The organism is Pseudomonas sp. GW822-FHT03F04 (assembly GCF_058801405.1).
In genome coordinates this window covers 252,742-277,040 of record NZ_JBXANF010000011.1, presented here as the reverse complement: position 1 = coordinate 277,040, position 24,299 = coordinate 252,742, and the positions used below count along the sequence as shown (strand labels likewise).

At 61.6% G+C, this 24,299-nt stretch carries 18 protein-coding genes; 14 read left to right on the top strand and 4 right to left on the bottom strand.

The genetic code is table 11. The features are described from left to right. Positions 1-231 precede the first annotated feature (231 nt). Positions 232-2,124, top strand: coding sequence for a penicillin-binding protein 2 (mrdA, locus tag AC1RMX_RS25055; RefSeq protein ID WP_096822118.1), 1,893 nt, complete (start codon positions 232-234; stop codon positions 2,122-2,124). Between the two features lie 11 nt (positions 2,125-2,135). Here mrdA and AC1RMX_RS25050 read toward each other — a convergent pair whose 3' ends face one another. Continuing rightward, positions 2,136-3,095: a LysR family transcriptional regulator gene (locus AC1RMX_RS25050; RefSeq protein WP_493073345.1), complete on the bottom strand. Its 960-nt coding sequence runs from the start codon at positions 3,093-3,095 to the stop codon at positions 2,136-2,138. A 144-nt stretch (positions 3,096-3,239) separates the two neighbouring features. Here AC1RMX_RS25050 and AC1RMX_RS25045 point away from each other — a divergent pair, with 144 nt between their 5' ends. Genes AC1RMX_RS25045 through AC1RMX_RS25035 form a run of 3 tightly spaced genes read left to right on the top strand, consistent with a single transcriptional unit; the run spans position 3,240 to position 6,219 of the window. Then, a complete protein-coding gene (locus AC1RMX_RS25045) occupies positions 3,240-4,541 on the top strand; it encodes an MFS transporter (RefSeq protein ID WP_493073343.1) in 1,302 nt (433 codons plus the stop codon). Then, on the top strand, positions 4,538-5,293 hold the full coding sequence (locus AC1RMX_RS25040) for a class II aldolase/adducin family protein (protein ID WP_493073342.1): 756 nt from the start codon (positions 4,538-4,540) through the stop codon (positions 5,291-5,293). The genes AC1RMX_RS25045 and AC1RMX_RS25040 overlap by 4 nt, the downstream gene beginning before the upstream one ends. Beyond that, on the top strand, positions 5,290-6,219 hold the full coding sequence (locus AC1RMX_RS25035) for a 2-hydroxyacid dehydrogenase (protein WP_493073341.1): 930 nt from the start codon (positions 5,290-5,292) through the stop codon (positions 6,217-6,219). Before AC1RMX_RS25040 ends, AC1RMX_RS25035 begins: the two co-directional genes overlap by 4 nt. Here AC1RMX_RS25035 and AC1RMX_RS25030 read toward each other — a convergent pair. Beyond that, positions 6,213-7,148: a LysR family transcriptional regulator gene (locus AC1RMX_RS25030; RefSeq protein ID WP_102621864.1), complete on the bottom strand. Its 936-nt coding sequence runs from the start codon at positions 7,146-7,148 to the stop codon at positions 6,213-6,215. The genes AC1RMX_RS25035 and AC1RMX_RS25030 overlap by 7 nt on opposite strands. Positions 7,149-7,310: 162 nt before the next feature. On the opposite strand from AC1RMX_RS25030, the gene AC1RMX_RS25025 reads away from it, so the two are divergent. The 7 genes from AC1RMX_RS25025 (at position 7,311) to qhpG (ending at position 16,610) form a co-directional block, all read left to right on the top strand. Next, positions 7,311-8,621 carry an MFS transporter gene (locus AC1RMX_RS25025; RefSeq protein WP_493073340.1) on the top strand — a complete coding sequence of 437 codons (1,311 nt, stop codon included), beginning with the start codon at positions 7,311-7,313 and terminating at the stop codon, positions 8,619-8,621. 22 nt (positions 8,622-8,643) lie between these two features. After that, positions 8,644-9,882, top strand: coding sequence for a Zn-dependent hydrolase (locus AC1RMX_RS25020; protein WP_493073338.1), 1,239 nt, complete (start codon positions 8,644-8,646; stop codon positions 9,880-9,882). 3 nt (positions 9,883-9,885) lie between these two features. Next, the gene (locus tag AC1RMX_RS25015) at positions 9,886-10,911 is read left to right on the top strand and encodes a histone deacetylase family protein (protein WP_493073337.1); all 1,026 of its coding nucleotides are present in this window, start codon (positions 9,886-9,888) and stop codon (positions 10,909-10,911) included. 117 nt (positions 10,912-11,028) lie between these two features. Then, a complete protein-coding gene (locus tag AC1RMX_RS25010) occupies positions 11,029-12,933 on the top strand; it encodes a sigma-54-dependent Fis family transcriptional regulator (RefSeq protein ID WP_493073336.1) in 1,905 nt (634 codons plus the stop codon). Further along, the gene (locus tag AC1RMX_RS25005) at positions 12,933-14,651 is read left to right on the top strand and encodes an ABC transporter ATP-binding protein (RefSeq protein ID WP_493073334.1); all 1,719 of its coding nucleotides are present in this window, start codon (positions 12,933-12,935) and stop codon (positions 14,649-14,651) included. The genes AC1RMX_RS25010 and AC1RMX_RS25005 overlap by 1 nt, the downstream gene beginning before the upstream one ends. Next, a complete protein-coding gene (qhpE, locus tag AC1RMX_RS25000) occupies positions 14,641-15,318 on the top strand; it encodes a subtilisin-like serine protease QhpE (RefSeq protein ID WP_493073333.1) in 678 nt (225 codons plus the stop codon). The genes AC1RMX_RS25005 and qhpE overlap by 11 nt, the downstream gene beginning before the upstream one ends. After that, positions 15,315-16,610: a flavin-dependent monooxygenase QhpG gene (qhpG, locus tag AC1RMX_RS24995; RefSeq protein ID WP_493073332.1), complete on the top strand. Its 1,296-nt coding sequence runs from the start codon at positions 15,315-15,317 to the stop codon at positions 16,608-16,610. The genes qhpE and qhpG overlap by 4 nt, the downstream gene beginning before the upstream one ends. 16 nt (positions 16,611-16,626) lie before the next feature. On the opposite strand, the gene AC1RMX_RS24990 is transcribed toward qhpG, so the two are convergent. Then, entirely contained in the window at positions 16,627-18,117 is a 1,491-nt protein-coding gene (locus AC1RMX_RS24990) for an aldehyde dehydrogenase family protein (protein WP_096822106.1), read from the bottom strand. Positions 18,118-18,414: 297 nt separating this feature from the next. On the opposite strand from AC1RMX_RS24990, the gene AC1RMX_RS24985 reads away from it, so the two are divergent. Further along, entirely contained in the window at positions 18,415-18,831 is a 417-nt protein-coding gene (locus AC1RMX_RS24985) for a hypothetical protein (protein WP_493073330.1), read from the top strand. A 49-nt stretch (positions 18,832-18,880) separates the two neighbouring features. Here the strand turns inward: AC1RMX_RS24985 and AC1RMX_RS24980 are convergent, their stop codons facing one another. Then, positions 18,881-20,821 carry an amidohydrolase gene (locus tag AC1RMX_RS24980; protein WP_493073329.1) on the bottom strand — a complete coding sequence of 647 codons (1,941 nt, stop codon included), beginning with the start codon at positions 20,819-20,821 and terminating at the stop codon, positions 18,881-18,883. 371 nt (positions 20,822-21,192) lie between these two features. Here AC1RMX_RS24980 and peaA point away from each other — a divergent pair, with 371 nt between their 5' ends. Continuing rightward, on the top strand, positions 21,193-22,773 hold the full coding sequence (peaA, locus tag AC1RMX_RS24975) for a quinohemoprotein amine dehydrogenase subunit alpha (protein ID WP_493073328.1): 1,581 nt from the start codon (positions 21,193-21,195) through the stop codon (positions 22,771-22,773). A 95-nt stretch (positions 22,774-22,868) separates the two neighbouring features. After that, a complete protein-coding gene (gene peaB / locus AC1RMX_RS24970; protein WP_192558574.1) occupies positions 22,869-24,299 on the top strand; it encodes a quinohemoprotein amine dehydrogenase maturation protein in 1,431 nt (476 codons plus the stop codon).

Sequence of the window (24,299 nt, the reverse complement as noted above, 5' to 3'; positions counted from 1 at the left end):
GTAGGTCATCGTCAAGATTAAATTCCGAAACCCCAATTGCGAAAGCAGTTGGGGTTTTGTTTTGCCCGCAGGAAAGTGCTCAAAGGGCTTCCGACCGTCGCGATGGCAACCATTGGGGAAATCCTTCTGAAATGACCGCTCGGTTTTTGGTATGGTGCAGCTCGTTTTTTAACGGACTGATGTCACGCCCAAGGATCGGCGCTCATTTTTTGTCAACGAGTTGCTGCAGAAATGCCTGAACCAATCCCCATCAAGGATCACGAAAAAGAGACGCGTCTGGTCAACAAACGGCTGGTCGCCTGTGCCTTGTTCGTCTTCGCGATCAGCTGTGCCCTGGTGGTGCGCCTGTACATCCTGCAAGTGGTTGAATTCGACTACCACTCGACCATCTCCGAAAACAACCGTGTCCACGTCCTGCCAATCCCGCCAACTCGCGGGTTGATTTACGACCGCAATGGCGTGCTGCTGGCCGACAACCGTCCCAGTTACAACCTGATCATCACCCGCGAACGTGCCACCGATGTGAATCAGGAGCTGAACGAAGTCATCAGCCTCCTGCACCTGCCAGCCGAAGATCGCACGGTGTTCGACAAGGCGATGAAGCAGTCGCGCCACCCGTTTACACCAGTAACGCTGTTCTATGAGTTGACCGAAGAACAGATCGCCGTACTCGCAGTCAACGAGTTCCGCCTGCCGGGCCTGGATGTCGAACCGCAGTTCGTCCGTAACTACCCGCTCGGGGCGCACTTCGCACACTCGATCGGCTACGTCGGACGCATCAACGAAAAAGAATCCAAGACCCTCGACTCGGTCGAATACCGTGGCACGCAGTCCATCGGCAAGACCGGCATCGAACGTTTCTACGAACCGCAACTGCACGGTCACGTCGGATACGAAGAAGTGGAGACCAACGCTCAGGGCCGTGTATTGCGGGTCCTGAAACACACCGATCCGATTCCTGGCAAAAACATTGTCCTGAGCCTCGACATCAAGCTCCAGGAAGCCGCCGAAGCTGCATTGGGTGATCGTCGTGGTTCGGTGGTTGCACTGGATCCATCGACCGGCGAAGTGCTGGCCATGGTCAGCAACCCGAGCTTCGACCCCAACCTGTTCGTGACCGGTATCAGCTCCAAGGAATACTCGGCGCTGCGTGACTCCATCGACCGGCCGCTGTTCAACCGCGTACTGCGCGGTTTGTACGCGCCCGGTTCGACGATCAAGCCTGAAGTGGCGATTGCCGGACTCGACGCCGGCGTGGTCACGCCACAGACCCGCGTCTTCGACCCTGGCTACTACCAACTGCCGGACTTCGACCACAAGTACCGCAACTGGAACCACAGTGGCGACGGCTGGGTGGACATGGACGCAGCGATCATGCGTTCCAACGACACCTACTTCTACGACCTGGCGCACAAGCTCGGCATCGATCGCCTGCACGACTACATGGCGATGTTCGGCCTCGGCGAGAAAGTCTCGCTGGACATGTTCGAAGAGTCTCCCGGCCTGATGCCTTCCCAGGCCTGGAAGCGTGCCACCCGTCGTCAGGCCTGGTTCCCCGGTGAGACGGTGATCTTGGGCATCGGCCAGGGCTACATGCAGGTCACGCCGCTGCAACTGGCTCAGGCCACGGCACTGATTGCCAACAAGGGGGTATGGAATCGTCCGCACCTGGCCAAGACTGTCGATGGTGTACCGCCGGTGGACGAGCACCCGATGCCGAACATCCTGCTTAAGGACCCCCGCGACTGGGAGCAGGTCAACCACGGCATGCAGATGGTGATGCATGATGCTCGGGGTATCGCCCGGGCAGCGGCCGCCGGCGCTCAGTACCGCATCGCCGGCAAGAGTGGTACCGCGCAGGTGGTGGCGATCAAGCAGGGCGAGCGTTACAACCGCGAGAAAACCCTCGAGCGCCATCGTGACAACGCCTTGTTCGTCGGTTTTGCCCCGGCCGAACATCCGAAGATCGCCATCTCGGTGATGATCGAAAACGGCGAGGCCGGTGGCCGAGTCGCAGGTCCCGTGGTGCGGCAGATCATGGATGCCTGGCTACTCGACCAGGACGGTCACCTCAAGCCGCAATACGCGGCGCCGACCAAGGCACCGGGCGATCCTCACGTGTAATCCGCCACAGCTCACAGCACAGGCTCACGCAGGCTGAGCATGTGCTGGAAGCTGTCGAGGAACACCGTTTCAGCCTGAGTCATCTTCTGTTCGCGATTCCACAGCAGCTGGATATCGAAATCCACCACCCCTTCCTCCGGCGGCAAGCGCCACAGCAAGCCCTGTTCGACATCTCGTCGAACCAGGTGAGTTGGCAAGCAACCAATCCCGAACCCCGCACAGATCAGACGGTATATTTCTTCGAAACTGGTGGAAGAAGCGACGATCTTGCCGGTAAACCCCTGCTGGTCGCGAAACAGCGTCAACGGCGAAAGATTACCGCCAAGCTGATCGCTGGTGAAGCTGACAAAGTTCTCGGCTGCCAACTGCTCCAGCGTCAGATTCTGCTGCCCGAACAGTCGATGCCGTTGCCCGCAAAAGTACGCGTAGCGCTCACGAAACAGTACCCGCTGCTCCAGCCGAGGCTGTGGTAGACGACACAGTCCGACGCCGACCGTAGCAGTCTTTTGCAGCAGTGAACTGATGATGTTCGAGCTGCCCATCACCTCGACTTCCAGCTCGATTTTCGGGTGAGTTTCGTGGAAATCCGCAAGAAACTCGTCGTAATGCCGCGCCTGCACACCACTGACGGTGAGGATGCGGATCTTGCCGACAACGTCGTCATGACGATTCTCGACCACGGTGCCCAAACGGGAAATATCGCCGTAGATATCCGCCGCAATCCGCAGCACTTCTTCCCCGGTTTCCGTCAGATCAAAGCGCCGTCCGCTGCGCGCAATCAACACACAATCCAGTTGTTCTTCGAGGCGTTTCAACGCCTGGCTGACCGCTGACTGGGTGATGTGCAGACGCGCAGCGGCGCGGCTCATGCTGCCTTCCTGACCGATCACCAGATACGTGCGCAGCAGGTTCCAGTCCAGCCGGTCATTGAGAAAACGCCGGCCGATCCAAGGATTCGAGGAAGAAGTCATGCAGTAGCCACGCTAATAGTAAAGATAAGTTTTTGAAAATTGACTAATCCTGCCACGGAAGCGATAAAGCCCACAAGCGCCACAGAGCGCGACCGTCAGCCGCCTCGACACCTGCCCAAAACTATAAATACACAGGGTTCTTGCATGCACATCACCGCTCAGCCGCGTCGCGCCGCGGCCGCTGCCTTCATTGGCACGACCATCGAATTCTACGATTTCTACATCTATGCCACCGCCGCCGCACTGGTGCTCGGGCAAGTGTTCTTTCCCAGCAACGACCCGGTGACCAGCACGCTCGCCGCGTTCGGCAGTTTCGCCGTCGGCTTCATCGCCCGCCCGATGGCCGGCATGGTGTTCGGCCATTTGGGCGATCGCCTCGGTCGCAAGAAAATGCTGCTGGTGACCATGGCGCTGATGGGCCTGGCCACCGCGGGCATCGGTCTGCTGCCGAGTTATGCCAGCGTCGGTATCTGGGCGCCGATCGGGCTGATCGTGTTGCGCCTGATCCAGGGCATCTCCGTCGGCGGCGAGTGGGGCGGGGCGGTGTTGATGGCCAGTGAACACGCGCCGGCTAAACGCAAGACGTTCTACGCCTCGTTCGCCCAGCTCGGCAGTCCGGCGGGTCTTTTGTTGGCGTTGATCGCCTTCCGCCTGGTGACATCGCTGTCGCCGGAAGACTTCCTCGCCTGGGGCTGGCGTCTGCCGTTTCTCGCCAGCGGTGTGCTGATGATGGTCGGCTTGATGATCCGTTCCGGGGTGCATGAATCGCCGGAGTTCGCCAAAGCCAGGGACAACAACGAAACCGCCCAATATCCAGTGAAGGATGTGATCCGCCAGTGCTGGCGACAGATCCTGCTCGCTGCCGCCGCCGTGACCATCGGTTCGGCCGGATTCTTTTTCACCAACACCTTCATGATCACCTACGTCACCCAATATCAGGGCATCCCGCGCTCGACCATTCTCGACTGCCTGTTCCTGGTGACAGTCATTCAATTGCTCTCGCAACCGTTGTCGGCGCTGCTCGCCGAACGCATCGGCGAAGGGCGGTTCCTGATGCTGGTCGCGTTGTTGTGCATGGTCACGCCGTACCCGATGTTCCTGTTGGTCGGCACCCAGAACATTCTGCTGATGACCCTTGGCATCGCGGTCGCGGTGGTGATCCTGTCGGCGCTGTACGCGGTGATCGCCGGGTACATGACCCAGGCCTTCCCGGTGCACCTGCGCTACTCGGGCATTTCCATCGCCTACCAGTTGAGCTGCGCCTTGGCCGGCGGCACCACGCCGCTGATCGGCACGCTGCTCGCCAGCAAGTTTTCCGGGCAATGGCTGCCGTTGGCGGTGTTCTTCACGCTGCTGTCCGCCCTGTCGCTGATCGGTGTCTGTGGCCTCGCACGCCTGCGGGCCAGGCCGGTCGTCCTTCACACAAGCAAAGAGGTGTATTCGTGAGTAAACCCGCCCACATTGACCCGATCGAATGGCAAGCCCGCTGCGAGCTCGCCGCGTTGTACCGCTTGATCGCGCACTTTCGCATGACCGACCTGATCGACACCCACATCACCCTGCGGATTCCGGGGCCGGAGCATCATTTCCTGATCAACCGCTACGGGGTGATTTTCGACCGCATGCGCGCTTCCGATCTGGTGCGCATCGATCAGGACGGGTGCATCGTCGACCCAGAATACGCCGGGCATCGAGTCAACGCCGCCGGCTTCGTGATCCACTCGGCGATCCACATGGCGCGCCCGGATCTGAACTGCGTGATTCACACCCACACCGCTGCGGGTATGGCCGTCGCCGCGCAGAAGCAAGGTCTGCTGCCGATCAGTCAGCACGCGCTGAAGTTCTACGGAAAACTGGCGTATCACACCTACGAAGGCATCGCGTTGTCGCTGGATGAGCGCGAGCGCTTGATCGCCGATCTCGGCCCGCATCGCGCGATGATCCTGCGCAATCACGGCTTGCTGGTTGGTGGCTCCGGCGTGGCCCAGGCGTTTCAGGAAATCCACTTCCTGGAGCGTGCCTGCCAGGCGCAAGTGCAAGCACTGGCCGGCGGTTGCGAGCTGTATTACCCGTCGCCGGAAGTCTGCGCCCACACCGCCGAGCAGTTTGACCGCGACGAGCAGGACAACATCATCGACCTGGCCTGGGAGGCCGCACTGACCCTCATCGAATCCCAGCGCGAGTCCTATCTGTCATGAACACCGTTGCACTGATGTCACGCGACACGCTGTTGCTCAAACAATTGCAGGAAGCCTTTGCCCGCCGCGCGCCGCAGCTCTCGGCGGTGCTGGCCGACGATCCCCAAGCGGCGAATGCGCAGATCGCGGCGTGCTGGTTTCCGCTGCCGGGCAGCCTTGCCGCGTTGCCCAATCTGCAAGTGATTCACTCGGTCGCCGCCGGCATCGATCATTTGGAGCACGATCCGTCGTGCCCCGATCTGCCGGTGTGCCGGGTGGTCGATCCCGGTCATCGCCAAGGCATGACCGAGTACGTGCGCTGGGCGGTGATTCACTATCATCGCGGCTTCGATCAAGTGCTTGAGCAACAGCGCCAACAGCATTGGGAGCGACCGCTGCAACGCCCGGCCAGTCAATTCAGGATCGGTGTGATGGGGCTCGGTTCACTCGGCAGCGCGATTGCCCAAGACCTGGCCGCCGCTGGTTACGACGTACGTGGCTGGGCGCGCAGCAGCAAGGATTTGCCGGGCGTGCAGACCTTCGCCGGCACCGATGCTTTCAACCCGTTTCTCGACGGCGTGGAGTTGCTGATCAACCTGTTGCCGCTGACTCACGAGACTCGCGGCATCCTCAATCGCCAGACCTTCGAACGGCTGGCCAACGGCGCGGCGCTGGTCAACGTCGGGCGCGGTGGGCATCTGAACATCGAAGATCTGCAACAGGCTCTGGCCCGTGGAAAACTGCGCGGTGCGCTGCTCGATGTCTTCGAGCAGGAACCGCTGCCCGCCGATCATCCGCTGTGGAAAACGCCGGGCGTGACCATCACCCCGCACATGGCTTCGGCGGCATCCCACGATTGCATCGCCGAGCAGATTGCCGAGAACTTCCGCCGTTTGAATGCTGGTGAACCTCTGATCAACAGCGCGGATCGACTGCTCGGTTATTGATCCGCCAGGCAGGCCTGCAAGCGTTCGATGAACAGCGTTTCGGCACGGCTCATGCGCTGCTCGCGGTTCCACAGCAAATGAATGTCGACATCGGCAATGCCCTCGTGAGGCGGCAGGCGCCAGAGCAATCCGGCCTCGACGTCCGCCGCCACCACGTGCTCCGGCAAACAACCGATACCGAACCCGGCGATCACCAGTCGCCGCACCTCTTCCAGGCTTGGCGATGAGGCAACGATGCGTCCGCTGAAACCTTGCTGATCACGAAAAATTGTCAGCGGCGAGAGCATCCCGCCAATCTGATCACTGGTAAAACTGACGAAATTCTCCCGCTGCAAATCGCCTTCGCCAATGTCCTGTCGACCGAACAGCGCGTGGTGCTTGCCACAGAAAAATGCATAGCGCTGACGCAGGAACAGGCGCTGTTCCAGACGCGGTTGCGGGCGGCGATTGAGGCTCAGGCCGAGGGTCGCGGTTTTCTCCTGAAGCGCGCTGACGATGTCCGAACTGCGCATCACATCAACCTCCAGATCGACCCGTGGATACTGCTGATGGAAGTCAGCGAGGAAGTCATCGAAGCGCTCGGAAAAGATCCGGCTGATGATCAGCAGCCGCACCTTGCCGATCACTTCGTCGGCCGGTTGCTCCAGCAGGCTGCTGACCTGGGACATCTGCCCGTAGATCTCGCCCGCCAGTTCGAAGATTTGCTCGCCGACTTCGGTAAGGGCAAATCGCGGGCCGCGTCGGGCGATCAACTGGCGACCCAGTTGTTCCTCAAGACGCTTGAGCGCCTGGCTCACCGCCGGTTGGGTCAGGTGCAGGCGCGCGGCGGCGCGGCTGATGCTCAGCTCCTGGCCGATCACCCGAAAGGTGCGCAGCAGGTTCCAGTCGAGGCGGTCGTTGAGCAGGCGTTGCACATCACGTTCGGCCATGGCGGCTCTCGATTATAAGGTTTGGTAATAGTCGGAATAATAAATAGAAAATTGACTAATCATAGCCCCGGGACGATAAATCACCCCACGACAGGCGCCGTCAGAGCGCCTCGGATTGACCGTTTCCCTCCTGCCAGAAAAACAATCAAAGGAGCCCGACCCATGAAGCCCCACGCTTCGAACCAGCCGCGCCGTGCGGCGGCCGCAGCCTTCATCGGTACCATGATCGAGTGGTACGACTTTTACATTTACGCCACCGCCGCCGCACTGGTTTTCGGTGCGCTGTTCTTTCCTTCCGACGATCCACTGTTCAGCACCATGGCTGCGTTCGGCACCTTCGCCGTGGGCTTCTTTGCCCGGCCGTTGGGCGGGATCATCTTCGGTCATATCGGTGATCGCATCGGCCGCAAGAAATCGCTGATCATCACCTTGCTGATGATGGGCGTGGTCACGGTGTGCATCGGTCTGCTGCCGACCTACGCGCAGATCGGCGCGACGGCGCCGGTGCTGCTGATTCTGTTGCGCATCGTCCAGGGGATTGCCGTTGGTGGCGAGTGGGGCGGGGCGGTGTTGATGGCTGGCGAGCACGCGCCGAAGGGCCGGCGCAATTTCTTTGCCTCGTTCGCGCAACTGGGCAGCCCGGCGGGGTTGATCCTGTCGCTGCTGGCCTTCAGCGCGGTGACCCGTCTGCCGGAAGAAGACCTGATGAGCTGGGGCTGGCGCCTGCCGTTCCTCGCCAGTGCGTTGTTGCTGCTGGTGGGCCTGGCGATTCGTCTGGGCGTGAATGAGTCACCGGAATTCCTCGCCAGCCGCGAGCAGGCCAGCAAGCAAATCAAGAAAGAGCAGGCGCCGGTAATGGAAGTCCTGCGCACCGCGTGGCGTCCGCTGTTGCTGTGCATCGGTGCCAACACGCTGGGCATCGCCGGGGTGTATTTCACCAACACCTTCATGATCGCCTACACCACTCAGCAACTGGCGCTGCCGCGTTCGCTGATTCTCGAATGCCTGTTCTTCGTTGCGCTCATCCAGTTCTGCATTCAGCCGCTGGCCGCGTGGACGGCGGAGAAGATCGGCGCGACGCGTTTCCTGTGTCTCGTGTCGTTGCTGGCGATGGCCTCGCCATATCCGATGTTCGTGCTGGTCAGCTCGGCCCAGGCGCCGCTGATCATCCTCGGCATCGCGCTGGCGGTGGTGTGCATGGCCTCGTTCTATGCGGTGATCGCCGGTTACGTCAGCGGCATGTTCGAGACCCGCGTGCGCTACACCGCGATCTCGTTGGCCTATCAGATTTGCGGCGCGGTGGCCGGTGGGCTGACACCGCTGATCGGCACGCTGCTGGCGCACAGGTTCACCGGGCAATGGTGGCCGATGGCGGTGTTCTACAGCCTGATTGCTGGCATCTCGCTGATCTGCGTGCTGTCTCTCGCCCGTCGTCACGCCAGTGCCCATCGCGCGGAAATGGCCCGTGCCTAACCCGGAATTTCAGGAGAACCTCATGTTGAAAATCAATGGCGAACGCCTGTGGGCGAGCCTGATGGCCATGGCCGAAATCGGTGCGACAGCCCGAGGCGGTAGCTGCCGCCTGGCATTGAGCGACGAAGACAAGGCCGGCCGCGAACTGTTCGCCCACTGGTGCCGCGAAGCCGACATGACTCTGAGCGTGGACGCCATCGGCAACCTGTTCGCCCGTCGCGCCGGCACCGATCCGGATGCTGCGCCGGTGATGATGGGCAGCCACCTCGACACCCAACCCGAGGGCGGGCGTTTCGACGGCGTCTACGGCGTGCTCGCCGGCCTGGAAGTGGTGCGTTGCCTCAACGATCTGAATATCCGGACCCGCAAACCGCTGGAAGTGGCGGTGTGGACCAACGAAGAAGGCGCTCGCTTCACGCCGGCCATGTTTGGCTCGGCGGTGTTCACCGGAATCATGGATCTGAATGCCGCGCTGGCGGTGCGTGATGTCGATGGCGTCAGTGTTGCCGAGGCGTTGCAGCGTACCGGTTACGCCGGTGATCGTCCGTTGGGCGGTGCGGTGGATGCCTATTTTGAAGCGCATATCGAGCAAGGCCCGATCCTTGAAGACAATGCCAAGAGCATCGGCGTGGTCACGGGCGGTCAGGCGATCCGCTGGCTAGACGTGCGGGTGGAAGGCATGGCCGCTCATGCCGGCACCACGCCGATGCCGCTGCGCAAAGACGCGTTGTACGGCGTGGCGCGGATGATTCAGGCGATTGAAGGTCTGGCAGCAGATTTTGCCCCCGAAGGCCTGACCACCGTCGGTGAGTTGAGCATCAACAAATCCTCGCGCAACACCATTCCGGGGCTGGTGAATTTCACCGTCGATCTGCGTCATCACCGCGACGACGCCATCGCCGCCATGGAGCAACAAGTCCGCGCCCGCTTGCAGGCGATCGCCGACGGTCGTGGTCTGAACCTGACGATCACCCCGCACTGGATCAGTCCGGCCACGCCGTTCGACGCCGAATGTGTGGCGGCCGTGCAGGAGGCGGTGGATGCGCTGGGCTACGCTCAGCAGTCGATTGTCAGCGGCGCCGGGCATGACGCGATTCACCTCGCGCGCTACTGCCCGACGGCGATGGTGTTCATCCCGTGCGTCGGTGGCTTGAGCCATAACGAAGCCGAAGACGTGTTGCCCGAAGACGTGAAGCAGGGCACCGATGTATTGCTCAACGCCGTGCTGGCCCGCGCCGGTCGAATCGAACAGGGAGTCTGAGCCATGCGCAGTTTTTTCCACCCCGAACAATTGCTCCATCATCCACGCAGCTATTACTCGCGCGGGCAGATGCGCACGCCGCAGGAAGTCCCGGAACGTGCGCAGCGCTTGGTGCAGGCGGTCCACGGTCTGGGCTTCAGTGTCGAGCAACCCGCCGACGCCGGCCTCACACCGTTGCTGGCGGTGCATGGCGCGCCGTATCTGACCTTTCTTCAGGAAGCGCACGCACGCTGGAAAGAAATCCCGGAAGACTGGGGCGATGAAGTGATGTCGAACATCTTCGTCCGCGAACCCAACGCCTTGCGCGGCATCCTCGCCCAGGCTGCGCGCTATCTGGCGGATGGCAGTTGCCCGGTAGGCGAACAGACCTGGCGCTCGGCTTATTGGTCGGCGCAAAGCGCAGTGGCCGGGGCTCAGGCGTTGATCAATGGTGAGCCGGCGGCCTACGCCTTGTGCCGTCCGCCGGGGCATCATGCCCGGGCCGAAGCGGCGGGTGGTTTCTGCTACGTGAACAACGCGGCGGTGGCGGCTCAGGTGCTGCGCGACAAATTCGGCAAAGTCGCGGTGCTCGACACCGACATGCACCACGGCCAGGGCATTCAGGAGATTTTCTACGACCGTGATGACGTGCTCTACGTCTCGGTGCATGGCGATCCGACCAATTTCTATCCGGGTGTCGCCGGGTTTGCCGACGAGCGTGGCAGCGGCGCGGGGGAGGGCTTCAACCTCAACCTGCCGATGGCCCACGGTTCAAGCGAAGCGGACTTCCTCGGGCAACTGGACGTCGCATTGAACGCGGTGCGCGAGTTCGGCGCCGAGGTGCTGGTGCTGTCGCTGGGCTTCGATATCTATGAGCTGGACCCGCAAAGCAAAGTCGCCGTGACCCGGGAAGGCTTTGCGGCATTGGGTGAGCGGATCCGCAGCCTGGGCCTGCCATGCCTGATCGTGCAGGAAGGCGGCTATCACCTGGAAAGTCTTGAAGACAACGCCCGGGCGTTTTTCGTGAATGGCGAGGTGTGGCAGCGCTGAGACAATCCACCTGATGAAGTGCCCTGTGGTGCTTGCCATCGCCCTGACGTTAACGTAAACATTGGCGTCAGGGCGCTGAAGTAAAAAAGCGCAAAGCGGACCGCTCCGGAGCGCTTGATGACTCTAATAAAAACAACCGATCCCAAGTCTCACCACGAAGCCCGGCTGGCCCGGGAAAAACTCCATCTCGAAGGGCAGGTCCCGGATGGCGTGTTGCGTGCGGAGATCGATGCTTCGTGGCGGCGCAGCCTGAGCCACGGCGTGCATTTCAATGGCAAGCATGAGCTGGCGCTGGAATCGAGCGCGAGCCTCGATGTATTGCTGGCGAGCAATCGTCTGCTGATCGATGCGGCGATACCGGCCATCGATTACCTGGCCGAGCGTCAGGGCAAGGAAGGCCTGATCATCCTCGCCAATTCCGACGCCACCATCCTCGCCGTCGAAGGGCGTGCCGATCGGCTCAAGGGCAGCGGTTTGCAAGACATCACCCTCGGCGCCTGCTGGAGCGAAGCCGCTCGTGGCACCAACGCCCTCGGTACGGCACTGGTGGAAGCGCGGCCGACGCTGATCGATTGCGGCGAACATTACCTCGATCGCCTCACGGATTTTTCCTGCACCTCGGTGCCGATCCATTGCCCTCAGGGCGAAATTCTCGGCGTCCTCGACCTGACCCGCGAAGGCCCTCTCGGCCGCGTCCATGACAGCACCGCGCTGCTGAGCATGGCGGTCAGCCAGATCGAGAGCCGGGTGTTCAACAACAGTTTTCCCGATCAGATTGTCCTCGCCTTCCACAGTCGCCGGCAGTATCTGGAATCGCCGTGGCAAGGCTTGTTGGCGGTCAGTCTCGGCGGGCAGATTCTGGCGGTCAGTGCCCAGGCCTGTCAGTTGCTGCGGGCCGAGCGTTCGGCGCTGGTCGGCAAGCGTTGCGAAGAGTTTCTCGGCGTCGATGGCTTGCAATTGCTGACCCGTCTGCAACAGGGCGGCGTCGGCAGTGTGCAGACCGCCAAGGGCGAATTTTTCTACAAGACCCTGCGAGCCCCGGCGCGCTCGGTCAACCTCGGCGGCCCGCCACGCAGCGTGGCGAAAACCGCCAAACCGCAACCGGATCTGGAAGCACTGGCCGGCAACAATGCTCGCTACGCCCGAGCCTTGCGCATGGCGCGACAGGGCCTGGCCAATGAGCTGCCGGTGCTGTTGCTCGGCGAAACCGGCACCGGTAAAGAAGTGATCGCCCGCGCGCTGCACCTGGCCGGCAGCCGTAGCGACAAACCCTTTGTGGCCGTGAACTGCGCGGCGATTCCCGAAGGCCTGATCGAGTCGGAACTGTTCGGCTACCGCGAAGGCGCGTTCACCGGATCGCGCCGTGGTGGCATGATCGGGCGCCTGCAACAGGCCCACGGCGGCACGTTGTTCCTCGATGAAATCGGCGACATGCCGCTGGCCTTGCAGGCGCGTTTGCTGCGAGTTTTGCAGGATCGCAAGGTCGCGCCGCTGGGGGCTGGCGAAGAACAGGACATCGACGTCGCGCTCATCTGCGCCACCCACCGCGACCTCAAGCGTCAGGTCGAGGACAAGCAATTTCGCGAGGATCTGTTTTACCGGGTCAATGGCATCAGTGTGATGCTCCCGGCTTTGCGCGAGCGCGAGGACTTCAGTGCGCTGGTCGCTCGTCTGCTGTGCAAACTCGATGCGCCGAATGCTGTACTGCACGACGACCTCAATCGCCTGCTCGGCGCGTATCACTGGCCGGGCAACATTCGCCAACTGGAAATGGTGCTGCGTACCGCGCTGGCGATGCGCGAACCCGGTGATACCGTGCTGACCCTCGATCACCTGCCCGACAGCATGCTCGACGAACTCTGCGCCACCGAGAAACCCCAGACCGGCAGCATTCGCGAAAACGAACGGGAGATGATCCGCCAGTCCCTCGACACCCATCAGGGCAATGTCTCGGCCGCCGCCGACGCCCTCGGTATCAGCCGCGCGACCCTGTATCGCAAACTCAAACAGTTGCGCTCGTGATGCAGCGCCTGTTCGTGCGGCTGATCGACAGCCAGAACCCCGCCGCGCTGCAAGCGGCGCTGCGCTGGTTGTACGGTTTCGTGCGGCCGCAGCGGTTGGCGATTGCCGGCCTGCTCGGTCTGTCGGTGTGCGCGTCGCTGCTGGTGCTGGTGCAGCCGTGGCTGATCAAACTGCTGATCGATGACGGGCTGCTGGCGCGGAACTTCCCGATGCTGGTGCTGATTGCGGTGCTGATGATCATCGCCGGGTTGCTCGGCACGGCGCTGTCAGGGATCAACCGCTATCTGCACACGCGGCTGTCCGGGCGGATTCTGTTTGCCCTGCGCGACGACCTTTATCGGCATCTGCAAAAACTGTCGCCGAGTTTCTACGGGCAGCGGCGGATCGGCGATCTGATGTCGCGGCTCGACGGCGATGTGGCAGAGATTCAGCGCTTTGCCGTGGACTCGTTGTTCTCGGCGGTATCGAGTGTGATCGGCCTGGTGGTGGCGATCGCGATGCTGTTCACGCTGTCGTGGAAACTGTCATTGCTGGCGCTGGTGCTGATCCCGCTCGACGTGCTGTGGCTGCGCTGGATGCGGCGCAAGGTCGAGCGCGACGTGCGGCAATTGCGCGAGCGTTCGGCGGACATGTCGTCGTTCATGGTCGAGACCTTGCCGGTGATGAAGTTCATCCAGTCCGCCGGCCAGCAGCAGCGTGAAGCACGGCGTCTGGAAAGCCTCGGGCAGGGCTACATGAACCAGTTGCTGCGCCTGCAAGTCACCGAATTTTTCACCCAGGCCGTGCCCGGCACGTTGACGTCGCTGTCCCGTGCCTGCGCGTTTTTGATCGGTGGTTATTGGGTGGTGCAGGGCACTTGGCAACTCGGTGCGCTGATCGCGTTTTCCACCTACCTGGGGATGGCAGTCGGGCCGGTGCAGAGCCTGTTGGGGCTGTACGTGGCGATCCAGCGCATGACCGTCAGTCTGGGGCGGGTCATGGAGTTGCGCGGCGAGGAGCCCACAGTGATTTCGCCGGTTACGCCGAAGCCGTTTCCAACTTCGGGTGAGTTGCGTTTTGACGCGGTGCACTTCAGCCATCCGGGTCGTCCGAGCACGTTGAGCGGCATCGAGGCGACGATTCCCTACGGTTTGAAAGTCGCCTTGAGCGGCGGATCCGGCGTCGGCAAATCAACGCTGATCGACCTGCTGCAACGGCATCACGATCCGCAGTCCGGGCAAGTGCTGCTCGGTGAGGTGGATCTGCGTGAACTTGAACTGTTCGAGCTGCGCCGACGTATCGCCGTGGTCAGTCAGGACATCGTGCTGTTTCGCGGCAGCCTCGCCGACAACCTGGCTTACGCGGTGCCGGACGCCAGCCGCGAAGCCATCGCGGAGGTTGCACGGTTGGCGCAACTCGACAGCCTGATCGCATCGTTGCCCGAAGGCCTCGACAGCCCATTGGGCGAGCGCGGTCAGCAATTGTCCGGTGGGCAGAAACAGCGCATCGCGATTGCCCGGGCGCTGTTGCAGGATCCGTTGATTCTGGTGCTCGACGAAGCCACTTCGGCCGTCGACGAAGCGACCGAGCGCGAGGTGATCGAAGCCATCGACCGACTGTTTGCCGGGCGCACACGGATCCTCATCAGCCATCGTCCGTCGACCCTGGCCGATGCCGATCTGCGTTTCGAGTTGCTCGACGGTGTGCTCATTTCGAAAACGGTGCTGCATGAAGCCTGAATTGCGTATCGGTGTGGTCGACAGCGGACACTCGGCGGCGCAACGGGTGCAGGTGATTGCTGGGCGGCGTTTCTCGTTGCTGGAGGACGGACTGGCGGAATCGGATCTGCGCGACGATCCGCTTGGCCATGGCAGTGCGGTGATCGAGGCGATCAGCCGCCGCGCACCCGCCGCGCAGATGTGTGTGGCCCAGGTGTTCGATCAGCGCGGCGTCACCAGTGCCTTGCAGATTTCTGCGGCCATCGATTGGCTGGTCGCGCAGGACGTACGACTGATCAATCTGAGCCTGGGTTTGCGTCAGGATCGCAGCCTGTTGCGCGAGGCCTGCGCAGCCGCGGTAGCCCGTGGTGTGCTGTTGTGTGCGTCGAGTCCGGCGCAGGGCGCAGCGGTGTTTCCGGCGAGTTATCCGCAAGTGCTGCGGGTGACCGGCGATGCCCGTTGCACCGATGAACAATGGTCATGGCTCGACAGTGCGCAGGCGAATTTTGCCGCGTGTGTGCATGGCACCTATCCGGGGCAGTCCGGGGCAAGCCTGGGCTGTGCAGCGTTGAGCGGTCACATCGCCGGCTATCTGCTGGAGCATCCGCAGGCGAGCAATGCCGAAGTGATCGATTGGCTGAAACAGCACGCTCGTTATCGCGGCCCTGAACGGCGTCTCGGCCCATGACTGCGATCCTGATTCTCGGTGCCGGGCCGGCTGGCGCGGCGGTGGCGTTGGGACTTCGGCGTTTGGGTTACGCCGTGACGCTGGTCAGCGAATGGCGGCGGTTTGCGGCGCTCGAAGGCGTCTCGCAGCGGGTGCTGGAGGCGTTGCGCGGTGCTGGATTGAATCACGGGTTGGCGAATGCCACGTTGCCGTCCCAACGACAGGTTTCATGGAACGGCCAGCAGCATGCGCAGAACATCGAGTGTCTGCTGGATCGCCCGGCCTTTGATCGTGGTTTGCGTGAAGATCTGCGGGTCGCCGGGGTCGAGGTGATTGAAGGGCGAATCCTGAATGTTCAGTCCTCGGCCGACGGGCATCGGGTTGAACTCGATGGCGGTCCGACGCTGACGGCGGATTTTCTGGTGGAAGCCCGGGGGCGGCAGGCGCCGGCGTCCGGCAAAGGCTTGCGCGGGCCGGAGACGGTCAGCCTGCTCAATCGCTGGCAGGGTGCGCCGGGGGTGACGGCCAGTGCCGTGGAAAGCCTTGAAGACGGCTGGGCATGGATGGCCCGTCGGGACGACGGCCAATGTTATTGGCAATGGACCGTGGACGTGGCCAGCGCCGGGTTGCCAGGCAAGGCGCAGTTGCTCGATCACTGCCGCGCGCGGCGTCAGGCTTCGGATTTTGCTCAAGCGTTCTTTGCTGGCGGCGTGGAGTCGGAGTTGCAACTGCACGCTCGCAGCAGCACGGCGATTCTCGCGCCAAAGGTTTGCGGTGAAAACTGGATTCGCGTGGGCGATGCGGCGATGGCGGTGGATCCGCTGTCCGGCAACGGGATTTTTCAGTCGCTGTCCTCGGCGTTGCAGGCGCCGGTGGTGATCAACACGCTGTTGCGCAAACCGGAACGGGCAGCACTGGCTCAGCGTTTTCACTGTCAGCGAGTGGAGCAATTGTTCCTGCGCTTTGCGCGAATCGGCCGGGACTTTTATGCCAATGAACAGCGTTGGCTCGATCGGCCGTTCTGGCAGGCGCGGCGGCAATGGCCGGACGCTGAAGCGGCTCATGCGGCGGCGGATTTTGCAGCGCTGCGGATCGAACGGATGCCGGTGCTGCGTGACGGTTTTGTCGATGAGGCCGAGGTGGTGATCGCGGCGGATCAGCCGCTGGGGATCTGGCATGTGCAAGGTGTAGAGCTGGCGCCGCTGGTGCGGCGGTTGCGCGATGAACCGGCGGACCGGGTGTTTGCGGGGCTGACGCTTGAGCAGGGACGAGCCGTTCGCGGGTGGCTGTTGGCTCAGGGGTTCAAGCCCTGAGCCGTGAGCGCAGTCATTACAACTTGATCAACACCGACTTCAACTCGGTGTAATGCTCGATCGCCGCATACCCCATCTCGCGTCCGACCCCGGACATCTTGTAGCCGCCAAACGGCAGCGCCGGATCCAGCGCGCTGTGGCAGTTGACCCACACCGACCCCGATTTGATCCGTGGAATCATCCGGTGCACCGCCGCCAGATCGTTCGACCAGATGCTCGCGCCCAACCCGTAAGGGCTGTCATTGGCCATGCGCAGCGCATCGGCCTCGTCATCGAACGGAATCGCCACCAGCACCGGCCCGAAGATTTCTTCCTGCACCAGCGAATGCTGCTGATCGACATCGACAATCACCGTCGGTTTGACGAAGAACCCCGGCCCGAATTGCTCGCCACCGCAGGCGATGGTCGCGCCGCTTTCCCGGCCCATTTCGATGTAGCGATAGACCCGTTCCTGCTGGCGCGCAGAAATCAGCGGGCCCATCTCCACGCTCGGGTCGAGGCCGTTGCCGAGTTTCATGGCATTGGCGATGTCGCTGATGTCGGCCACCACATTGTCGAAATGCTTGCGCTGCACATACAGCCTGGAGCCTGCGCAGCAGACCTGGCCCTGGTTGAAGAAAATCGCACTGGCCGCACCCGCCGCAGCGGTTTTCAGGTCGGCGTCGGCCATGACGATGGTCGGTGATTTGCCGCCCAGTTCCAGGGTGACACGGGTCATCGAGTCCATGGCGATCTTGCCGATTTGCTTGCCGACGGCGGTGGAGCCGGTGAAGGTCAGTTTGTCGACCAGCGGGTTGTGGGTCAGGGCGGAACCGGCCGTGATGCCGGTGCCGGTGACCACGTTGAACACGCCTTCCGGGTAACCCGCCTCCAGCACCAGCTCTGCCAGTTTCAGCGCGGTCAGCGGGGTTTCGTCGGCCGGTTTGAGCACCACGGTGCAACCGGTGGCCAGCGCCGGGCCGAGTTTCCAGCAGGCCAACAGCAGCGGAAAATTCCAGGCGACGATGGCGCCGACCACGCCCACCGCTTCGCGGCGAATGAAACTGTGGAACTGATCGCCGGGCATCAGCGGCAGCGACACCTCGACGCTGGAACCCTCGATCTTGGTCGCCCAGCCGGCCATGTAACGCAGGAAGTCGATGGCCAGCTGCACGTCCATCACTTGCGCCACCGCCGCGCTCTTGCCGTTGTTCAGGCATTCGAGTTGCGCCAGCTGTTCGGCGTCGCGCTGCATGAGGTCGGCGAGTTTCCACAACAGGTTCTGCCGCTCACGCGGGCGGGTGCGACTCCAGGCCGAATCATCGAAGGCTTGCCGGGCGGCGAGCACCGCGCGGTCGACATCTTCCGGGGTGGCGCGAGGCACCACGCACAACACTTCGCCAGTGGCCGGGTTGTGCAGCGGCATGGTCTGGCCGTCGGCGGCTTCGACCCAGTCGCCGCCGATCAGCATGCGCGGCGGGCGCTGGATGAAAGCCGAGGTGGCAGGAAGCAGATAGGGCAGGGGCATGGTGAAGACCTCTTGTTGTTCGTTGTCGTTGAACAGGTCTTGGCAATGGCTGTGCCAGATACTCGAACGTGCTGCACAGGCCCGCCGTGCAAGGAGATGGAGGGGGAAGAGGGGGCTTTGTGGAGTTCAGGTTGTCGCATTTCGCGACAGCGGCTGAGACTCAAGATACTGATTTCCAGTGGTTTGAGGCGCTGACTGACAGCAGCATCGGGCCTTCAATCAATGATGGCAAAGTGGAATTTCATCAAGGGATAGCGTATTTAATGCCGCTTTATTGAGAGGCCTGTGGGGGCATTGATGCGAGTTGGCAACATTTTACGTTCTGCGGCGCTTTTGCTGGCGGGATTGACGCTGTCGGGATGCATCCACTTCACCCATGAAAGTGCAGAAGGCAAGCCTGTTTCGGATATCGCCACGATCAATCAGATCAACCCGGCGTTAACGATCGTCAGAGTCGATGGTGAAGGCACCTGGTTCTGGTTGAGCCGGCAGTCCCAATACTTCATCGGCCCGGGCATCCATCGCATCGAGGTACGCAGAGAACTTTCCCAGCAAAGCTATACCGGGACGGTGGAAAGAACCGTGGAACTTGCAGCGGGCCGTACCTATGGGCTTGATGGCAAGACCGGATACGGTCGGTGGGATTTCGAGGTCCGCGATATCGAAACGGGACAGCGGGTTGATAAGCTTGTCCCGGAGACGGCTGCCCAGTAATTGAACTCGACCCTGCGGCCTGTTTACCGCAGGGTCGAGCGATCATCGGTCAGACGTCAGGGTTGTCGTAGACCTTGTGCCCACCTTTCCAGGTTTCGCAGACGACGATTTTGCGGATGTCGCTGGCCGGGTATTGTTCGTCGAGGGGGTTATTCTTGAGAATCACAAAATCGGCGAAATGCCCATCCTGCAACGAACCGGTAAAGGCATCCGCATGGCACTGCCACGCAGCGTCATAGGTGATGGCTTTCAGCGCTTGCTGACGGGTCAGGCACTGGCTTTCGTTGAGTACCGGTTGTCGGGCTGCCTCTTTGACAAACGTACCGTCCTGGTTGCGTATGCCTTCCATCTTGCGGGTCACGGCCTGTTCCATTGAGCGCAACGGCCCCAGCGGGGTGACGGTGCAATCGCTGTGCAACGAGATGCGCAAGCCTCTGTCCAGGGCGTCCTGGCACAGGTCGAGCATCTTGCTGGCCTTTTTCTCGAAGATCGCCTGTTCGAACGCATACCCCCAATAGCCGACGTGACCGATCAGGAAGCTGGGAGAGATGCCCAGATCCTTCATTTGGTCGAGAGTGTCATTGGTCAGCATTGAGCAGTGTTCGATGCGATGGCGTTTTTCCAGGCCGCTCTGGCCGTTCAACGCATTTTTGTAGGCCTGCAAGGTGAATTCGATGGCGCGGTCACCGTTTGCGTGAATCATCAATGGCCAGCCAGTGCCGATGGCATTGTTCAGGGTGGTCTGATAAGCCGACGGGAGCGTTGTCGGGTCCTGGGGGGCCGGGCTTGGGTCACAGAAGTTGAAGTTGCCTTTCGGTGATGTGGCCTCGCAGCAGTAATCGTCGATCTGATAACCCGTCAGCCCCTGGTTCGAGCCATCGGATATCAGTTTTACCGAGCCTTGATAAAACAGCCGGGCCGCTTCCTTGGTCACCGGTTTGTAGGGTTCGATTTTGCTGAAGTCCACACCGTTGCAGGCCGCCGCATAACCGACGCGAACATTGCGCGGATGGGTCAGGCCGTAGGCTTCCAGAATCACCTTGGACACCGGGTCGACCATGGCGTCATACAACAAGGTGATGCCTCGTTTGGAGGCGGTCTCGAAGTAGTCTTTCATGTACTTGAAGATGTTCACCACGTCCAGCGCCTGAGCCAGCGGTATCGAGAGCAGGGCTGGTGTGATGCCGGCCTCTTCCTGCAAGTTGCCCTGGGTCTCTTTAAGGAACGTGTCGAAACTCTTGTATTTGTCTCGCAGCTTCTGGCTGGCCGCGTTGTTGTGGTAGTACACGGCATTGCACGCGGGGGTATTCAGGTAAACGGTGTGCATGGAGGCGCTGATCAACAGCAACGGGTTTTTGCCGAGAATGCTGTCGAGGTTGCCGGTGTTGTCGGCATCCGGGTCGAAGTCACTATCGCAATAGAAACGGGTGAGCTTGTTTTTGCCGCCAGAGACCAGGGTGAATGGCATCAACGCTGGATCGACCATTCGCCCCAGAAACCAGCTCGAGTTGTTTTTGGGTTGCTTCAAGAGAATGTCGTGTTTCAACGTGGCCCAGTCATAGCGCTCGTTCAGTCTCTGAGTCTTTTCGTCGATCGGCCCCAGGTTCACCCATCCATCCATGACGCAGGACTGCACGATGTGCATGTGTGGTTCGATCAGACCCGGCAGCAGCGTTTTATCGCCCAGCGAACGCGTTGTGTATTTGATGCCCTTGGCCTTCATGCGCTCCTGCACATGGGCGAGGGTGCCCGAGGCAACCACGTCGCCGCCATGGATGCCCAGCGCTTCGACCTGCTCATCCATGTTGCCGTTTTTCAGGGGGTAGATGGTGCCGCCGGTGAAGATCAACGATTCGCTGCCGGGTTCCGGTAGCAGGCCGGCGACCTTGCCTGCGAAGGCTTTAAGGTCGACGGTGTGTCTGAGCGTATTCCATACCGGGTTTTCGCAGCCGCAATGGGTGCAGCCTTGACCCTGTCCATGTGATCCCATGATTCCATTCCTCAGGTTTTCGGTGGTTTGAGGCGTGACGCACGGAGTGTGCGAACAGCAAGCGTAGCAGGCACTTTGATATCGGACGGTCAGTCGTCGGCCACCCGGCTTTGGGCGCTGCAACTGTGCTTGTCTCAGACTGCAACAGCTGTCGCGAAATTGGACGCCGGGAGGCCACGCAAAGATTGGCGCGACACCTTGATGAACGCGTAACTGCTTGATTGAACAGCTTATCGGCAAGCTGGCACGCTCCGTGTATTGCTCACCTCAGACGTTTCGCTTGCCTCCGTTCGTGCATCGCCGCGAACGGCAGAAACCATAAAAACGATAAGCCACAACAATAAGAAAGCACCGTGCGAGGTTCGACGTTGATGAAGAGAAAACTCCGATCAGGCATGAGCGCCAGTCTGCTGGCCGTGGCCGCTTGCGTGGCCCTGCATTCACCCCACAGCCTGGCAGCCCGCGACGCCCAGACCATCCTCAAGGAAACCTGCCAGGGCTGTCACACCCCTGAAGCCGGCGACCAGTTGAGCCGCATCAGCCACCAGCGCAAGACCCCGGAAGGCTGGCTGATGAGTATTGCCCGCATGCAGACCATGCACGGTTTGCAGATCAGCGATGAAGACCGTCGTACGCTGGTCAAATACCTGGCCGACACCCAGGGCCTGGCGCCGAGCGAAACCGATGGCGTGCGTTACGCGCTGGAACGACGGCTGAACACCGTCGAGCAGTTCGACGAGAAAACCGCGCAGATGTGCGGCCGCTGCCACTCAGGTGCGCGGATCGCCCTGCAACGGCGTCCGGCTCAAGAATGGGAACGCCTGGTGAATTTCCACCTCGGCCAGTGGCCGTCGCTGGAGTATCAGGCGCTGGCTCGCGATCGCGACTGGTTCGATATCGCCCGCAAGGAAATGGTCCCGCTGCTGGCCAAGCGTTATCCGCTGGACAACCCGGCGTGGCAGGCCTGGGTCAAAACCAGACCGAAGGCTGAGGCACTGGTCGGCGACTGGAGCTTCAGCGGCCACTTGCCGGGCAAGGGTGAGCTGGCCGGCACCATGACCGTCACGGCCGATGGCAGCGACACCTTCAAGGTTGCCGTCAAAGGTCAGTACGCCGATGGCAGCCCGTTCAACGGTGACGGCAACGCGATCCTCTACAGCGGCTACGAATGGCGCGGCAACGTGACCGTCGATGGCGTGACCATGCGTCAGGTGTTCGCCGCACAGGGCAACGCCATGCAAGGCCGGATGTTCGAGGCCGAGCACGATGAGCGCGGCCTCGACTTCGTTGCCGCCAAACAGGGTTCCCAGCGCTTGCTGGCGGTGCAGCCGGGTTATGTGAAGGCCGGCAGCGAAACCGAAGTGACGCTGGTCGGTAGCGGTCTGAGCGGCAAACCGGACTTCGGCAAAGGCGTGGACGTGGTCGAAGTGGTCGAGCAGAACGCCGACCGGATCAAAGTCAAAGTCAAAGCCGCGGCCAATGCCCAGCCGGGCTTGCGCGCGGTCAGCGTCGGCAACCTGAAAGGCCCGAGCCTGTCGGTGTACAGCACGATTGCCTCGGTCAAAGTGGTGCCGGAATTCTCGGTGGCACGGATCGGCGAGGGCGGCGGTTCGACGCCGAAAGTCCAGGGTCGCTTCGATGCCGAAGCCTGGGGCAAGGGCGCCGACGGCAAGCCGTATCGCATCGGCGTGTTCCCGGCGCAATGGAAAGTCGAAGCCTTCGACGAGCGCGCCAAAGAGGATGAAGACGTCAAGTTCGCCGGTACCATGCAGGCCGACGCAGGCGTGTTCACCCCGGGCGATGCCGGGCCGAATCCGGCACGCAAGATGTCCACCAACAATGCCGGTAACCTCAAGGTGATCGCCGCCGTCGACGACGCAGGGAAATCCCTGACCGGCGAAGGCCATCTGATCGTCACCGTGCAACGCTGGAACAATCCACCCATTCCCTGATGTTGAAACGTGAGTTGTCCTGGGCCACAGCGATTCAGACACTTTTCGGAATGACCGCAAGTCCCGCCAGGCGGGGTTTGCACAGGAGGTTTGCAATGGGCGCTATCTTGAATCTGGTCGAACGTAATCTGCACGAAGTGCACGTCGACGCCGACCGCATGCTGTTCCACATCCCCAGCAGTTCGCTGTTCGCCAGCGATGAACTGACCGGCACCATCATCGATGCGTTGCGCGGCCCCGGCTGTTCCTCGGAAGACTTGATCCAGCGCCTCGGCGCGCGGTTCAACGGCGAGGAAATCAACGAGACCCTGCGCGAGCTGATCTCGCTGGAACTGGTCAGCGACGGCTCGCCGTTGACCCCGGACATCGCGGTCAAACGCGTCGAGCGCACCGCGATCAACACGGTGGTGCTCAACGTCAACACCGGCTGCAACCTGAGCTGCACCTACTGCTACAAGGAAGACCTCGACAAACCGTCCGCCGGCAAGAAGATGGACGTTGAAACCGCCATCGCGTCAGTGGAAATGCTGCTGCGTGAATCCCCCGACGAAGAACGCTTCACCGTGGTGTTTTTCGGCGGCGAGCCGCTGAGCAATCGCAAGCTGATCGAGTACATGGTCGATTACTGCGAGAAGCGGTTTGCCGAGGCCGGCAAGTTCGTCGAATTCGTGATGACCACCAACGCCACGCTGCTCACCGAAGAAACCGTGGACTATCTGAATGCCCACCGCTTCGGACTGTCGGTGAGCATCGACGGGCCGAAAACCGTGCACGACCGCAACCGCATCACCGTGGGCGGGCAGGGCACCTATGACGTGGTGCGACGCAAGGCAGAGATGCTGCTGTCGCGCTACAACAGCCGCCCGGTCGGTGCGCGAGTGACCCTGACCACTGGCGTCACCGACGTCGAAACCATCTGGGATCACCTGTTCAACGAGCTGGGGTTTGCCGAAGTCGGGTTTGCCCCGGTGACGTCCGGCGATATCAGTAGCTTCAACCTTTCCACCGACGAGCTGATCGAAGTGTTCGCCAGCATGAAGCGCCTGGGTCGGCGTTATCTGGAAGCCGCGCTGGAGCACCGCAACATCGGTTTCTCCAACCTGCATCAGTTGATCACCGACATCCACGAAGGCCACAAAAAGGCCCTGCCGTGCGGTGCCGGGTTGAAGATGCTGGCGGTCGATCACAAGGGTGAGTTGAACCTGTGCCATCGCTTCACCGGTTCATCGCTGCCGACCTTCGGCAATGTCCACAGCGGTGTGAAACAGGTCGAGTTGAATGACTTCCTGTCCCAACGTCTGGACCGCACCAACACCGGTTGCCACGACTGCCAGATCCGCAACCTGTGCTCCGGCGGCTGCTACCACGAAAGCTACGCCCGCTACGGCGACCCGGCCCACCCGACTTATCACTACTGCGAACTGATGCGTGACTGGGTCGACTTCGGCATCGAGGTCTACACCCGGATCATGGCCAATAACCCTGCGTTCATCAGCAGCTACATCACTCCGCGCAAGGCTCACTGA